Source organism: Pseudoxanthomonas sp. CCNWLW251, assembly GCF_037402255.1.
Taxonomy (GTDB): domain Bacteria; phylum Pseudomonadota; class Gammaproteobacteria; order Xanthomonadales; family Xanthomonadaceae; genus Pseudoxanthomonas_A.
Genome location: NZ_JBBEGA010000003.1, coordinates 79,978 through 94,432 on the forward strand (window position 1 = coordinate 79,978; position 14,455 = coordinate 94,432).

Sequence of the window (14,455 nt, forward strand, 5' to 3'; positions counted from 1 at the left end):
CGATCAGCCGGTGCACAGCTGCTCCAGGACGTGCAGGCGACGCTGCGTGTCGGCCACATAGGGGTTCTTCCTGTCCCACGCGTAGCCCGCGAGGATCGAACAGATCATCCGGCGGATGTCAGGCTGTGCATCGGGGTGGAAGATGATGCGTTGGAAACCACCGGCGTACCAGGACTCCACGAAACGCCGGAAGGTCTGCACGCCGCCCCGCAGCGGCACGGAAAAATCCGCTTCCCAGTCCACGGTTTCGCCCGCGTAATGGCGGGCCAGGCACTCGCTGGCCAGCTGCGCCGACTTGAACGCGATGGTGACGCCCGACGAGAACACCGGATCGAGGAACTCGCCCGCATTGCCCAACAGCGCATAGCCCGGGCCCCACAGCGACGATACGTTCGCCGAGTAACCGGTGATCTGGCGCACCGGCAGCACCGCCCACTCGGCATTCTTCAGCAGGCGGGTCAGGTTCGGATCCTCGCCGACGATGGCCTGCAGGCGTTCGAGCTCGGTGCCCTGGTAGCGGTTGAGGAAGTCCATCTCCGCCACCACGCCCAGCGAGCAGCAACCATTGGAGAACGGGATCGTCCAGTACCAGACGTCCACGTGTTCGGGATGCGTGGTGATCAGGATCTTGTTGCGGTCGAACCCGGCGTCATGCGCGATATGGTCGCGCACATGGGTGAAGATCGCCCCGCGCACCGGGAAGTTGGAAGGCGACTCCAGCTTCAGCAGACGCGGCAGCAGGCGCCCGAAGCCACTGGCATCCAGCATGAAATCCGCTTCGATGACGTACTCCTCGCCTTCCGGCGAACGCACGGTCACGCGCGGCGTCTCGCCCGGCTCGGCGGAAAGCACTTCATGGCGGTAACGCACTTCCGCCCCCATACGCTCGGCGCCCTTGGCCAGCACGTGGTCGAAATCGGCGCGTTGCACCTGGTAGGTGGTGCCCCATCCCGGCGAGAACTTGTCGCGGAAATCGAACTCCGTGGTGCGCTCGCCACGCACGAACGCCGCACCATTCTTGTACTGGAAGCCGGCTTCCACCACGTCCTGCAGCAGACCGGCCGCCTCGATGTACTCCATGCTCTGCGGCAGCAGGCTTTCGCCGATCGAGAAGCGCGGGAACTGCTCGCGCTCGACGATCAGGACCTTGCGCCCCTGCTGGCGCAGCATCGCCGCGGCGACGGAGCCCGCGGGGCCCGCGCCGATGATGAGGATTTCCGTGCGTTCCGTCTTCATGCAGAGGTGTTTCCGTTCGAGGGGGGAGATTCCGGCGGAGGCCGGAACAGGGGGGAAAGCAGCCATACCAGGCCGATGCCGAACAACAGCGTGAGACCGAACGCGCGCAGCGCCGGGGTTGCCGACAGGCCCAGCAGGCCGAACGAGAGCCACGTACTGGCCGCGCCCACGCAGACCGCGAGCCATGCACTCGCGTCGCCGCGGTGCTCGACCAGGAAGATGCCGTAGTCGATCCCCATGCCCAGCAGCAACATCAGCGCCAGCACGTTGAACAACTGCAGCGGCTGGCCCAGCCAGCCCAGCAGCGCGACCGTCAGCAGGCCGGCCAGCAAGGTCGGCGTGATCACGCGCCACGCCTGCCCGCGGTAGCGGATCGCCAGCACGGCGAACACCACGCCCACGCCCGCCAGCAGCAGGCCGGTCATCATCCGCCGGTAGTGCGTGAGCAGGCGCGAGATGTCGGCGGTGCGATTGACCCAACGCACGCCGTCCAGCCCCGCCACCTGCGCGGCAAAGGTGTCCAGCGCATCCTGGCGGGACAGATCGTTCACCATCACCACCGATGCCACGCCCTGCCCCACCTGCCCGAGCCACAGATGCCGCACCGGCAGGGAAGCGGGCGACGCGAGGAAAGCGTCCATGTCGATGGAGGCGGCAGCGAACTCCCCACGCGCCACGGTCTCGCCGGTTACGTCCGACAGCCGCGCCAGCACGTCGCGCTCCACGCGTGCCGTCAACGCGGCATCCTCGTCCTGCCGACGCTGCGACGGCAGCCAATCGCTCAATGCACGGTGGCCACCGACCAGGCCTTGCTGCTCCACCTGGCGCAGCCGGGCGGTGAGGTGTTCTTCGCGCTGCAGCACCTGCTCGGCATCGCGCCCCTGGACCAGGAAGAACTGCGCCGGGCTTGGCATTCCCAGCAATCGCCCTACTTCGCGCTGCTGCGCGATCAGTGCCGGCGGCGATGATTGCAGGCCGCGCAGGTCATCGTTGGCTCGCAGCTTGATCAGGCCGGGTACCGCGACCAGCAGCACTGCGGCCGCCAGCACGCCAAAGGCACGACGGCTGGCCAATCTCGGCCATCGCGCGAGCGTGCCGCCCAGCCAGCGCGAGAATGCGGTGGTGCCCATGCGCCCCCCATCCAGCCAGGGAAACCCGAGGATCACCGTCAGGAATGCGGCCGTCAGCCCGACCACCGAGAACAGCGCCATCTGCCGCAGCCCGGGGAACGGCGCGAGCCCCAGCGCCAGGTAGGCCATGGCACTGGTCAGCAAGGCCAGCCACAAGCCCGGCAGCAGGTGCCGCAGCAATGACCAGCGACGCTCGGCGGCCACGCCCTGGCGCGAGGCGAACCAGTGGATGCCGTAGTCCTCCGCGACGCCCACCAGACTGGCGCCGAAGATCAACGTCAGCAGATGGATCTTCCCGAACACCAGGACGGTGACGGTCAACGCCACCGCGCAACCGACCAGCAACGACAGCGCCACCAGCAGCAGCGGACGCAGCGAACGGAATGCCAGCCAGACCAGCAGCAATACCGCCGCCAGTGACCCCCAGCCGATGGTGTTGACCTCGCGGCTGGCCTGCACGGCCGCGGATTCCGCGTGCAGCGGCACGCCCGCCTTCAGCACCTGTATCCCGGGCGCGGCGGTGGTCGCCGCGGACGCCGCGCCATCCAGCAGATCCTGCAACCGGCGTTCCCCGTCGAGCTTGAACGCGGATTCGCGCAGGGTGAACTGCAGCACGGCCCAGTGACGTCCTTCCGCCTGCAGCAGGCCATCGCCATCCAGTGCCAGGCCCGTGGAAGCGGCCTGCGCCTGCCACCAGTGCGGCCACAAGCCCAGTGGATCACTGCGCCACTCGGTCAGGCGGGGCGCCCCCATCGGCCCATACAGGGCGGCGAGCGCGGACTCGGCCAGGGCATCAGCGGGCGTCTGCGCGAGCGCCTGCCGTTGCGCCTGTGTCAGCAGGCGGTCGCGATGCGGCGCGAAGAAAGTCCGCGCCTGCGCGAACCAGTCTTCCGGCGAGGCGTCCTTGACCAGCAACCCAGATGCCGTTGTGCCGGGAGACGACTGCACGAATGCATGAAAAGCTGCGCGCGCCCTCAACGCCCCTTCCGGCGTATCCGCACCCAGCATCACCACCACGTCGCGCGAACTGTTCCCGGCGATGCGCCGCGTGGCATCGGCGATCGCCGGGTCTCCGGCGTCCTGGGGCAACAACGCCAGCACATCGCTGTCGATCCCCGGTGCCTGCCAGAACCGCCACTGGTGCCAGGCCACGGCCGCCAGCACCAGCAACCATGCAAGCGCCAGCCAACGCCAGCCCCGCAGCGGATGAAGGGACGGCTCACTCAAACCGGGCCACCTCGTCGCGCGACAGGGTGGCCGGTGTTTCGCTCATCGCGCTGAAGCGCAGGTGGGTGACGTCGCCATTGGCTTCATGCAATTCGACCTCGCGCACGTAACGGTCGCCGGACAGGCGCACGGACGTGAACGCCTGCGCCAGCTGCCGTGAACGCGGCGCCAGCGTCATCCGCCACCCCTTGCCGGCTGCAGGCTCGGTTTTCACGTCAAAGGTCGACGTCAATGCCTTCATGTCGCCACTCATCAGCGCGAACATCATCGCATTGACGCTGCGAAGTCCCGGCTGCTGGCGTGCGTCCACTTCCACCCGCCGGCCGCCGTCGCGCTGCCGGCTGAGGATGCGGTCCTGCGTGATCACGATTTCGGAGGGAAACGGCGCGACCGTGGTCCAGACCACGCCCTTGCCACGCGCAAGCAGGAAACGACCGCTGGAACGCAACGGATTCCTGAAGCCAGCGACCTGCTTCTCCTGCGCGAACTCGCCGCGCAGCAGCGGCACCTGCGCGACCTGCCCTTGCACCTGCGCCAGCGGATCGGCTGCTGCTGCCGGCAGGATGCTCCCACCCGCCGCGACGGCCAGCAGGAACGCGGACAGGAATCCGCGGATCGTCTTCATGGCGCCTCCACTCCCAACCGCTGCCACAGGACAGGCGGGCACAGATACAGCATCTCGCCTGAAGCCGCGTCGACCGCGACCTGGATGGTGTGTGCGCGCGTCATCACCTCGCCGCTGGCGGCATCGCGGATCTCGTAGTCCAGCTTCAACCGGTTCTCCCACTCGCTGATGCGCGCGGCCACCACCAGCGGCTGCGCGTACCGCAGTGGCCGGATGTACTTCACGCGCGTGTCGACGATGGGCCAGAGATAGCCCGACACCTGCATCTGCGGGTAGTCGTAGTCCAGCCGCTGCAGCAACGCGCACCGGGCGATCTCCAGATACTTGAAGTAGTGCCCGTGCCAGACCACCTGCATGGCATCGCAGTCATGGAAGGCCGGGCTCAGCGCGACTTCGATGGCCAGATGATCGCGCTGCTCAACCGGCATAGACGTTCCACCGCTCTTCGCGGATGTCGGCCAGCAACTGGCGAAGCTCGCCATCCAGTGCCCGGTCCTCTTCCACCAGCGGAATGCGCGCGCGCAGGTCGGCGTACATCGCGGCAGGACCATCGCGCAGCGTCGACTGCAGGCCCACGCGTTCGCGCAGTTCGAGAGCCTGGCGTGCCGACACCAGCATCCCCGCCATCACCTGCTCGGTCAGCTCGATCACGCGCAGGCAGTCCCGCGCGGCGATCGTGCCCATGCTGACCTTGTCCTGGTTGTGGCATTCGGTCGAGCGCGAGAAGACCGAGGCCGGCATGGTCAGCTTCAGCGCTTCGGCCGTCCACGCCGAAACGCTGATCTGCAACGCCTTCAGGCCATGATTGATGGCGGCGCGCGGCCCCGTCGCACCGGACAGGTTGGCGGGCAACCCATGGTTGTAGCGGGCGTCGACGATCAGCGCCAGTTGGCGATCCAGCAGGTCGGCCACGTTGGCCACGGCGTTCTTCAACGAATCCATCGCGAAGGCGATGTGGCCGCCGTAGAAGTGGCCGCCGTGCAGGATCTGCTCGCGGTCCGGGTCGATCAGCGGATTGTCGTTCGCACTGTTGAGTTCGGTCTCGATCAGCTGGCGGAAGAACGGGAGCGCGTCCTCCAGCACGCCGATCACGTGCGGCGCGCAGCGCAGCGAATACCGGTCCTGCAGCCGCTGTTCGTTGCGCGGAGGACGGTCGCTGTGCAGGTCCTCGCGCAGGCGCTGGGCCACCCGCGACTGGCCCGGGTGCGGTTTGGCCGCGAACAGCACCGCATCGAAATGGTGCGCGTTGCCGTTGCTTGCCAGAACGTTGAACGCAGTCAGCCGGGTGGCGAGCCGCGACAGGTACTCGGCGCGATGGAACGCGAGACACGCCAGCGCCGTCATCACCGCGGTGCCGTTCATGATCGCCAGGCCCTCCTTCGGGCGCAGCGTGAGCGGCCTGAGGCCGATCTCGGCCAATACCTCGACGGCCGGTCTGCGCCGGCCGGCATGCATCACCTCGCGCTCGCCGCAGAGCACCGCCGCCACGTACGACAGGGGCGTCAGGTCTCCACTCGCGCCCACCGATCCTTCCGCGGGAATCAGCGGCAGTACGTCGTGGCGCAACAACGCTTCCAGACCTTGCAGCAACGGCAGGCTGACCCCGGACATCCCGCGCACCAGCGACGCCAGGCGCGCCGCGAGCACTGCGCGCGTTTCGGTTTCATCGAGGAAACGGCCGAGACCGCACCCGTGGTAGGTGTACAGATGGTGCGGCAGTTCCGCGACCAGCGCCGGCGGAATGTTCACCGTGCAGGAATCGCCATACCCGGTGGTGACGCCATAGATGACGCCGTCCTCGTCCAGCAGCCGATCCAGGAAATCCGCGCCGCGCGTGATCCGCGCGCGGAATTCCGCGTCGTCCGACAGCGCGGCCGGTACTTGCCGCCGTGCGAGCGCCACGACATCCTCGATGCGAAGAGGGGCATCACCGAAGACCGGGGACACGGATTCATTCATTGCGGGCGTCATGCGTTACCTGATCCCAGAAGGGGTAGAAGTTGAACCAGTCATAGGGAGAAAGGCGGACCTGCCGTTCCATCCACGCCGCGAACTGCGCAGCGTAGCCGGCCAGGGCGGCATCGCGCGAGCCACGTGGCAGTTCGATGCGTTCAGCAAAGGCTTCCAGACGCACGCGGTAGCCATCACCATCATGCGTGCAGGCCATCGTGAACACGGGACACTTCAGCGCAGCGCCCAGCACGTAGGCCCCGATGGGAAACGGTGCTGCATGCCCGAGGAACGATGCCGTCACGCTGCGGCCGCCGCGCAGCGGCACCCGGTCGCCCGCGATGGCAACGAACTCGCCGCGCGCCACGCGCTCGGCCAGCTTCACCGCATCGGCAGGTCCCAGGTCGGTGACCTGCAGCAGTTCGACCCGACTGCCGGCATCCAGGCGACGGATCAGCCGGTTGAAGCGCTCGGCATGCGCGGTGTGCACCAGCGCGGTCAGGCGAAACCCGGGCACCTGGTCGGCCATGATCTGGCACAGCTCCAGGCAGCCCAGGTGCGCGGTGACGATCAAGCCACCCTCGCCCGCCTTCACGCGGGCCAGCACATCCTTCCGCTCCATCCGCACCCGTTCCACCGGGTAGCGTTGGCCCAGCGCCAGGATCTTGTCGAGCAGGGTTTCGGCGAACATCGCGAAGTGATGCAGGCTCTGCCACATGCCCGGCCGCCGGGGCGGCATGGCCTGGTACGCATGCGCCCGCTGCAGGTATTGCAGCGACGCGCGGCGCGCCGTGCCGTTGGCGAGCCAGTGGATGAACACCACCGGATACACGCAGAGACGGAACGGCCAGCGCCCCAGCCAGCGATGTACCGCACACAGCAGCAGGATGCCGCGCACGGACGTGGATTCGCCGATCTCGGCCCAGTGCTGACCGCGCTCGCTCATGCGGCCCTGTCCACGGCGCGGCGCGCCAGAAGGCGCGGCAGGCGGCGCACCATGCCGAAGAATAGCCGTGCATGCATGCGGCTGATGCGCACGTTGTCGCGCCACACATCGAAATGGGACACGCCATCGAGCGGATAGGTCACCCGGGTGGGCAGGTTGCGCACCCCGACGCTCCGCCAGAACAACCGGACCAGCACTTCCACATCGAAGTCCATGCGACGCCCGATGGTTTCCTCATCGATCAGCTGCAGCACCGGCGGCAGCGGATATACGCGGAACCCGCACATCGAGTCGCGGATGGCAAAGGACAGCGTGTTTATCCAGACCCATACATGGGTGAGGTAGCGGCCATACAGCCGCCCCTTGGGTACGCTGTCGTCGTACAGCGGCACGCCACAGACCACATCGTCTGGATGCGCCCGCGCCATCGTAAGGAAGGCGGGGATATCGGCGGGATCGTGCTGGCCGTCCGCGTCGATCTGCAGGACATGGGTGTGGGCATGGGCGCCGGCCCAACGGAAACCGGCCAATACCGCGCCGCCCTTGCCCTGGTTCTCGGACAACCGCAGCAGGCGCACGCGTGGCGCATGCAATGCCGACAGGCGATCCAGTTCGGCTGCGCAGGCAGCGCTGGAGCCGTCGTCCACCAGCAGGCACGGCACATCCGACGCCAGCACGCCCTCCACCATCGTCGCGATGGCATGCTCGTGATCGAACACCGGGATCACCACCAGGGGACGGAAGGTGGACGACATGGGCGCGGGATCACTCGGCATCGGCGAACACTACGCGACCACTCGCATGCGGCCCGTGCACGGAGGTGTATCGGAACACCAGCGTGACGCGCTCCGGGAGCCATTCGAGATCAAGCCGGACCACATCCCCCGGCCGGGCGACACGCTGGAATTTCAGCGCCTCCATGCGCAGGAAATGTCGTGGCACTGCGAACACATCGCGCGCCAGCTGCACCGCCCAGTCCAGCTGTGCGACGCCCGGCAGGATGGCGGCCTGCGGGAAATGTCCGTCGAACACCGCAAGCGAGGCATCGAGCGGCAACTCGACCTTCGCATGCGTGGCGTCCCGCAGGATCCAGCGCGCTGCCGGCCGTTCGGGACGGAACAGCGCCGTCAATCCTGCTTCGGTCACCTTGCCTTGTGCATTCACCGGCAGCGCCGCAACGAAGCGCCAGCGGCGCGGGCGCGTCACGGCGTCCTGATGGCCGGCAAGGTGGCGCGACAGGGTCTGCGAAAGCGCGCGCCGCATCGATGCGTCGTCCGGCACCTGCGCGTCGTCGTTCATTACCACGACCGCCGCCAGCGTGCTGCGTGCGCCTCCCAGCAACAGCACGCGAGCCTCCTTCACCGCAGGATGCGACAGGATCTGCCGCTCCAGCGCGTCCAGCGACACCCTCCGCTCCTCCACCTTGACGATGCGGTCAGCGCGACCCAGCAAGCGGAAGCCGCCGGCGCCATCCGGCTCTGCGCGATCCTGGCTGTGCCACCAGGTGTCTTCATTCAAGTGGGGCGAACGCACCTCCAGCGCGCCGTCCCGTATCCGCCAATCGACTCCCGGGAGCGGCCGCCACGCCGGCTGTTCTTCCCGCCACTGGCGCCATGCAATGCCACCGGTCTCGCTGCTGCCGAGGATTTCCGTGGGAGGCACGCCAAGCAGTTGAGCCGCAGCATGCGCGGCTTCGGCGGGCAGCGCGCCGCCCGAGGAGAACACCGCACGCAGCCGTCCATGCAGCGACGACCACGACAGCTGGGCCGGCAGGCGCTTCAGGTGGGCCGGACTGGCGACCAGTACGGCGTCGTGGTCTTCCATCGCCGCCAGCAGGTCCTCCGGGAAAAACGCGCGCGGCACGATGGCGCGACCGGCGGCCAGCGGCCACAGCACGCGGAACAGCAACCCGTAGATGTGCTGGTGCGACACGGTGCCATGCACCGCCACACCCTCCAGACCCGCGCCCAGCGCGGTTTCCAGCGCCTCGACTTCGGCACAGAACTGGGCAAGGCACTTCTCGATCGCAACGGGTTCGCCGGTGCTGCCCGAGGTGTATACGGTCAGGCGCGTGGTCCTGGCGTCCAGGGGAGAAAGCAGGGTCTCGCCCTCGTCATCATCGGCGCATGTCAGGGATGCATCCGGCCAGTCGCCTGCGAACCCGTCCACGCGGCTCCGCAATCGTGCCTGCGTGCCGGCCAGTGCATCGCCCGGCAGCACCACCGTCTTGCCGGCGTGCCATGCACCGTACAAGGCGCCGGCGAAGCGTGCGGCATCGTCGAAATGAAGCGCCCAGGTCGTGCCGGCCCGGGCCTGGAAGCTCGCATGCCAGCGCAGCACGTCGCGATGGAAATGTACGTGATCACGGGCCTCCCGGCCCGCCACCATGAAGGCACGGGCAGGCACCGGCTGCACGGCGACGTCCGTCAGGCTGCGCCACTCAGCCATGCCGATGGTTCGCCTTCACGCGCTGGCGCACCAGCCACTCGCCGCCGAACAACAGCCCGATCAGACCGTAGGCGATGAGTCCGTTGTACAGCGCCCATGCGCGGTCGGACATCCACAACGCGGTGACCAGCGCCGCCGTGCCGTTGAACACGAAGAAGCCGCACCATATCTGCGTCACCCGGCGCGTGTACGCCACCCCTGCAGGCGGCAGCTCCGGCTCCGTCAGCCGGGCGATGCGCTCCACCGCCGATGGCGGGAATACGAGGCTGGCACCGAACACGAGCAGCATCACTGCATTGATCAGCGCCGGATAGAGTTTCAACGGCAGCGCCTGGTTGAAGACCGTGGCCAGCCCCGCGAGGACCGCGGCCCCCGCCGCAGCGGCCAGCCACACTGCCTGACGGGCGGCGGCGGCGCGAAGCAAGGCCAGCACCAGCAGCAGGACGGCCAGCCATCGTGGCTCGAAGCGGCCCATGGCCCAGTACACCACCAGCGGGTACGCCACGGACAACGCCACGAAGATGATCGCGCCGATGCGGGACACGCGGAGGCGGCCTGCGCTCAGGCGGCTTGGTCGCGGATCAGGCCGTACAGCACGTCCACGATGTCCTGCACCGTGCGCACCGACTTGAAGGCATCCGGCTGCAGGCTGCGCCCCAGCAGCGGCTTGAGCTGCACGATCAGGTCCACGGCATCGATGCTGTCGATGTCGAGATCGTCGTAGAGACGGGCCTCGGGCGTGATGCGCGCGGGCTCGATCTCGAAGCTGTCATGCAGGATCGTGACGATCCGGTCGAAAAGTTCGTTCTTGGTCATGTTGCCAGTCCTACCCGTCCCTGCTCAGGCCTTGCCTTGCGAGGCGACGAAATCGGCCAATGCGCGCACGCTGGCGAAATGCCGACGGGTTTCCTGCGAGTCGGCCGAGAGCGCCACGCCATAACGCTTCTGCAGCGCCAGGCCCAGTTCGAGCGCGTCGATCGAATCCAGGCCAAGGCCTTCCACGAACAGCGGCGCGCTGGTGTCGATGTCGTCCGGGGAGATGTCCTCCAGCGACAACGAAGAAATGATCAATTCCTTGATCTCGTGCTCAAGTGCCTGCACGCGATGGATCTCCCGCAAAGTAGATGGCCAGATATTCCGTGAGTCGCCGGGCTGCCAGCGCCTCTCCCCCCGCCGATGGGTCCGCCCCCTCCGTTCCATTCAGGAACGGGGCGATCGGCAGGTCTTCCTGAACATCGATCACCATATGGAACCGCACCGGCGGCACACGATACCACTTATCCCCTTTCCCCAACGTCGGTGGCGAGCACGTGATCCGTACCGGCGTGATGTCCAGTCTGCCGCGCACCGCGATGTTGGCGGCGCCGCGCTGCAGCTTCAACGGCTGCCCCGGCGTGGTCCGCGTGCCCTCGGGGAAAATGACCAGCGCGCCGCCCGCCCGCACTGCGGCGATGCAGTCCTCGACCAATCCCGCACCGTCGTCGTTGGATACGTAACCTGCGGCCCGTACCGGCCCGCGCATGAACGGGTTGCGCGCGACCGCGGACTTCACCACGCAGTCGGCGTTCGGCAATAGCGACACCAGCAGGACCACGTCGATCAAAGAGGGATGATTGGCCAGCACCAGCAGACTGTCGCGCGCCAGGCGCTCGCGCCCACGGATCTCGTAGGTCATCACGCCCAACCGCCGCATCAGTTCGACATGCGCGGCAAAGCTGCGCTGGACGAGGCGGCGGGACCAGCGGCGGCGGCGCTCCGGGTCGCGCACCAGCCACAGGAGGGGCGGCAGGACGCAGGCGCCCAGCAACAGTCCGCCGACTCCAAACGCCAGGAAGCTCAGCCCGGTCCCGACGACACGCCACGCATGATCCAGCCGGTCACGCATCTCGCCGCCACTGCCACGCCATCCCGTCGCTGATCCAGCGCAGGGAGGGGTCGCCGGACAGCAGGAAACGCAAGACATCCAGGCCATGCGGCAAGCGGCTGGCTTCTGCATCCGTCTCGCCGGCAACGCCTTCGCTTCCCCACCCGAGTCGCAACGTGGGCGCAGCGCCATCGGCAGGCGCCAGTCGCCAGCACCAGGCAAAGCCGGCATCCGGTTCGTCCGGGAACCCCGCATAGATCGCCGGCAACGGAGCGTCGTAGACGACCAGCATCACTTCCGGCGCGCCGTCTGCGAGCAACGCGGCGGCCTCCACGCACGCGGTTTCGACGGTCGCCATGCCGCCCGCCAGCGCAATGTAATTGCCGCGCTCGCGCCGGAGGATGGAATACAGGGCGGCGATCGCGTTGTGGACCGACAGGCCGAACGTCGTCGGCGATGGCGGCTGCTCAGCCGCGAGTGCTTCGAGCAGTTCCATCGAACGCGCCACGTCGCCATGCCGGGACGCGAACACCATCGGCACGCCATGTTCTTCAGCGCGCTGGCACCAGCATGCCGTCTGGATCGCCATCCGGCCGAGTCGCTCGATGCGACGGCGCTGCATGGCCGGAACCTCGGTGAGCGCAGGCGTGTCGTCCCCCATCGGCAGCCAGGGCGCCCTGGCCCACGCGCGCCATGCGTCGTGGTCCACCAGTCCCGGTGCCCATGCGCTCCATTCCTTCACTGAGAAACCGATCATCCGCCGCGCAAAGCCCCGCCGATTCCGAATCGCCCTATTTCACCCGCATGCCCGGAGATTCGCCAGTTGTGAATTTTTTCGTAAGGGATGCTTGCGCATCGCAAAGAGGCTGGCTATCATTTCGCTCCTGCCAGCACGTTGGGGCCATAGCTCAGCTGGGAGAGCGCCTGCATGGCATGCAGGAGGTCGGCGGTTCGATCCCGCCTGGCTCCACCAACATCCGGACAATAGGCCGTCCGGAATGAAAAACCTGGCAACATTTTACGTGTGTCCCCATCGTCTAGAGGCCTAGGACATTACCCTTTCACGGTAGCGACCGGGGTTCGAATCCCCGTGGGGACGCCAACTATCTTGCAGGCCCGGGAAACCGGGCCTCTTTTTTTTGCGTTTCTCCCGGTTGAAGGATCGTAACGCGGCTTTCGCAGGCATTTACAAGAAACTCACCGCAAACGGCGTAGAAGCGACTCCACGCTTCCTTCCCTCGCAATGGATCGGCAGGCGCGTGTACCCAGTAGGTGCAGTCGAAGCTGGTGCCCCTTTGCCGGAGCCTGCCGTCATGACACACGATTCCCTTGCCGACGAACTGGTCGCCCAGCTCCCGATCAACCGCGATACGCGGTGGACCGCGGGTTCGCTGGGCCTGGATGAAGCCGCCTTCGACGCGGTCGCCCAGCGCCTGCTCGAACTCGAAACGCTGGGCGCCGTCGACGTGATGAACCTGTCGCGTGACGCGAACAACGGACTGCGCCGCCTCAATGCCATCCGCTTCATGCGGGTGGCCTGACGCTGCTGCGGTCGGGGTTGCGCGTCAGGCGACGTCGCGCGTGATGGTGGCCGGGCGCAGGGTCGCCACGCCGTGGCCCTGTTCCGCCAGGTATTCAAGCCATTTGCCCAGGAACGTATTCATGCGCATCCGATGGCTGATCACCTCCGCCGGCGGGGGGTACAGGCCGATGACATCCTGCCAGCGCCTGCCGACATAACAGTGCGTGGCCTCCGCTTGATGCGCGTCCCGGTACAGGCGCACGAAGGCGGAAGGATCGGGTTCGCCCGTGAGCGGATCGCAGAGGTCATAGGTCAGTCGCAGTTCCACCGTGTAGCGGTGCGTCTCGATGACCTCCAAGCGCACGTCCAGCCCGTCACCGATGCTGGACAGGTACGTTCCCGGCTGCAGGTGCTCCGGCGCGAACAGCCGCGTGAGCCGCGCATGGTTCTCCGCGTAGAGCGCCATCAGCCAGCCGAAGCGGCTGAGCCGGGGGATGCGTGCGGTGCGTGCGAGGGCCTGGGACATGGGTCGATCCTACACGCCGAACCGCACGCGCGGCAGCATTGACGACCCGTGGCGTGCGGCCTAAGTTAAGGGTTCCCCGGCGTTGCTTTCCGGGCCCACGCAAGCGCCCTCCCCTCAGTACATGTCGCGCTGCAGGCCCAGCGTGGACAGGACCTTGCTCGAGATCTCCTCGATCGACTTGTTGGTCGTGCTCAGCGTGGGCAGGCGCTCGACCTGGAACATCGCCTCGGCGGCGGCCACTTCGCGCTTGCAGGTTTCCATCTTCGCGTAGCCCGAATTCGGCCGGCGTTCCTGGCGGATCTGGTGCAGGCGGTCGGGGTCGATGGTCAGCGCGAACAGTTTCCGGCGATAGGGTCGCAGGCGCGCAGGCAGGCGATCGGTTTCAAGGTCGCCATCGGTCAGCGGGTAGTTGGCCGCGCGGATGCCGTAATGCAGCGCCAGGTACACGCAGGTCGGCGTCTTGCCGGCGCGCGATACCGCCACCAGGATCACGTCGGCCTCGTCGTAGTTCACCGCCATGCCATCGTCATGGGTCAGCGCGAAGTTCATGGCGTTGATGCGGCGGTGGTAGGTCTCGAAGTCCACCAGGCCGTGCGCCTGGCCCACCCGTGATTGGCGTTGCTGGCCGAGCTCGCGCTCCAGCGGCTCGATGAAGGGGGCGAACACGTCCAGCATCAGCGCCCCGCTCTCCGCGATGCATGCACTCAGCGCCGGATCCACGCAGGAGTTGATGACGATGGGACGGCTGCCCAGCTTTTCGCCCGTGCGCCGGATGCGGTCGGCGGCATCCCGCGCTTTCTCTTCGTCATCGACGAAGGACAGGCGATCCGTCTGGAAGCGCATGCCCGCGAATTGCGTCAGCAGGCTGTGGCCGATGGTCTCGGCGGTGATACCGGTGCCATCCGAGACGTAGAACACCGCACGCAGCTCAGACATGGCCACCCGTTCCCTGCTTCACCATGGAAATCCCCTTCAGATCAA

16 protein-coding genes and 2 tRNA genes are annotated in these 14,455 nt (G+C 67.2%); 3 read left to right on the top strand and 15 right to left on the bottom strand.

Annotated features, from left to right (window positions below; translation table 11 throughout):
• Positions 1-3: 3 nt before the first annotated feature.
• The 13 genes from WBN46_RS13400 to WBN46_RS13460 are packed head-to-tail and all read right to left on the bottom strand — an operon-like array spanning position 4 to position 12,183.
• On the bottom strand, positions 4-1,236 hold the full coding sequence (locus WBN46_RS13400; protein ID WP_337732004.1) for an NAD(P)/FAD-dependent oxidoreductase: 1,233 nt from the start codon (positions 1,234-1,236) through the stop codon (positions 4-6).
• Positions 1,233-3,593, bottom strand: coding sequence for a hypothetical protein (locus WBN46_RS13405; RefSeq protein WP_337732005.1), 2,361 nt, complete (start codon positions 3,591-3,593; stop codon positions 1,233-1,235). The genes WBN46_RS13400 and WBN46_RS13405 overlap by 4 nt, the downstream gene beginning before the upstream one ends.
• Positions 3,586-4,218, bottom strand: a complete 633-nt coding sequence (locus WBN46_RS13410) for an outer membrane lipoprotein carrier protein LolA (RefSeq protein WP_337732006.1) — start codon at positions 4,216-4,218, stop codon at positions 3,586-3,588. Before WBN46_RS13410 ends, WBN46_RS13405 begins: the two co-directional genes overlap by 8 nt.
• Entirely contained in the window at positions 4,215-4,646 is a 432-nt protein-coding gene (locus WBN46_RS13415) for an acyl-CoA thioesterase (protein ID WP_142124719.1), read from the bottom strand. The genes WBN46_RS13410 and WBN46_RS13415 overlap by 4 nt, the downstream gene beginning before the upstream one ends.
• Positions 4,636-6,177, bottom strand: coding sequence for an aromatic amino acid ammonia-lyase (locus WBN46_RS13420; protein ID WP_337732007.1), 1,542 nt, complete (start codon positions 6,175-6,177; stop codon positions 4,636-4,638). Before WBN46_RS13420 ends, WBN46_RS13415 begins: the two co-directional genes overlap by 11 nt.
• Positions 6,170-7,114 carry an acyltransferase gene (locus WBN46_RS13425; protein ID WP_337732008.1) on the bottom strand — a complete coding sequence of 315 codons (945 nt, stop codon included), beginning with the start codon at positions 7,112-7,114 and terminating at the stop codon, positions 6,170-6,172. The genes WBN46_RS13420 and WBN46_RS13425 overlap by 8 nt, the downstream gene beginning before the upstream one ends.
• Positions 7,111-7,890, bottom strand: a complete 780-nt coding sequence (locus WBN46_RS13430; protein ID WP_337732009.1) for a glycosyltransferase family 2 protein — start codon at positions 7,888-7,890, stop codon at positions 7,111-7,113. The genes WBN46_RS13425 and WBN46_RS13430 overlap by 4 nt, the downstream gene beginning before the upstream one ends.
• Positions 7,880-9,562, bottom strand: a complete 1,683-nt coding sequence (locus WBN46_RS13435; RefSeq protein WP_337732010.1) for an AMP-binding protein — start codon at positions 9,560-9,562, stop codon at positions 7,880-7,882. The genes WBN46_RS13430 and WBN46_RS13435 overlap by 11 nt, the downstream gene beginning before the upstream one ends.
• Positions 9,555-10,106: a hypothetical protein gene (locus tag WBN46_RS13440; protein ID WP_337732011.1), complete on the bottom strand. Its 552-nt coding sequence runs from the start codon at positions 10,104-10,106 to the stop codon at positions 9,555-9,557. Before WBN46_RS13440 ends, WBN46_RS13435 begins: the two co-directional genes overlap by 8 nt.
• A 17-nt stretch (positions 10,107-10,123) precedes the next feature.
• Positions 10,124-10,378 (bottom strand): acyl carrier protein, encoded by a 255-nt coding sequence (locus tag WBN46_RS13445; RefSeq protein WP_142124725.1) that lies wholly within the window; start codon positions 10,376-10,378, stop codon positions 10,124-10,126.
• 24 nt (positions 10,379-10,402) lie between these two features.
• Positions 10,403-10,663 (bottom strand): phosphopantetheine-binding protein, encoded by a 261-nt coding sequence (locus WBN46_RS13450; protein WP_142124726.1) that lies wholly within the window; start codon positions 10,661-10,663, stop codon positions 10,403-10,405.
• Positions 10,650-11,447 (bottom strand): lysophospholipid acyltransferase family protein, encoded by a 798-nt coding sequence (locus tag WBN46_RS13455; RefSeq protein ID WP_337732013.1) that lies wholly within the window; start codon positions 11,445-11,447, stop codon positions 10,650-10,652. Before WBN46_RS13455 ends, WBN46_RS13450 begins: the two co-directional genes overlap by 14 nt.
• A complete protein-coding gene (locus WBN46_RS13460) occupies positions 11,440-12,183 on the bottom strand; it encodes a beta-ketoacyl synthase chain length factor (RefSeq protein ID WP_337732014.1) in 744 nt (247 codons plus the stop codon). Before WBN46_RS13460 ends, WBN46_RS13455 begins: the two co-directional genes overlap by 8 nt.
• Before the next feature lie 140 nt (positions 12,184-12,323).
• Here WBN46_RS13460 and WBN46_RS13465 point away from each other — a divergent pair.
• From WBN46_RS13465 to WBN46_RS13475, 3 genes are all read left to right on the top strand, one after another.
• Positions 12,324-12,399: transfer RNA gene (locus WBN46_RS13465), tRNA-Ala, on the top strand.
• 53 nt (positions 12,400-12,452) lie between these two features.
• Positions 12,453-12,528 (top strand) — tRNA-Glu (locus tag WBN46_RS13470).
• A 211-nt stretch (positions 12,529-12,739) separates the two neighbouring features.
• Positions 12,740-12,967 (top strand): hypothetical protein, encoded by a 228-nt coding sequence (locus WBN46_RS13475; protein WP_142124729.1) that lies wholly within the window; start codon positions 12,740-12,742, stop codon positions 12,965-12,967.
• A gap of 24 nt (positions 12,968-12,991) precedes the next feature.
• Here WBN46_RS13475 and WBN46_RS13480 read toward each other — a convergent pair whose 3' ends face one another.
• Together WBN46_RS13480 and WBN46_RS13485 are read right to left on the bottom strand one after the other, a co-directional pair.
• Positions 12,992-13,474, bottom strand: a complete 483-nt coding sequence (locus WBN46_RS13480) for a DUF1249 domain-containing protein (protein ID WP_337732015.1) — start codon at positions 13,472-13,474, stop codon at positions 12,992-12,994.
• A 114-nt stretch (positions 13,475-13,588) separates the two neighbouring features.
• Complete coding sequence (locus WBN46_RS13485; protein WP_192202550.1) at positions 13,589-14,410, bottom strand: pyruvate, water dikinase regulatory protein; 822 nt, start codon at positions 14,408-14,410, stop codon at positions 13,589-13,591.
• Positions 14,411-14,455 lie beyond the last annotated feature (45 nt).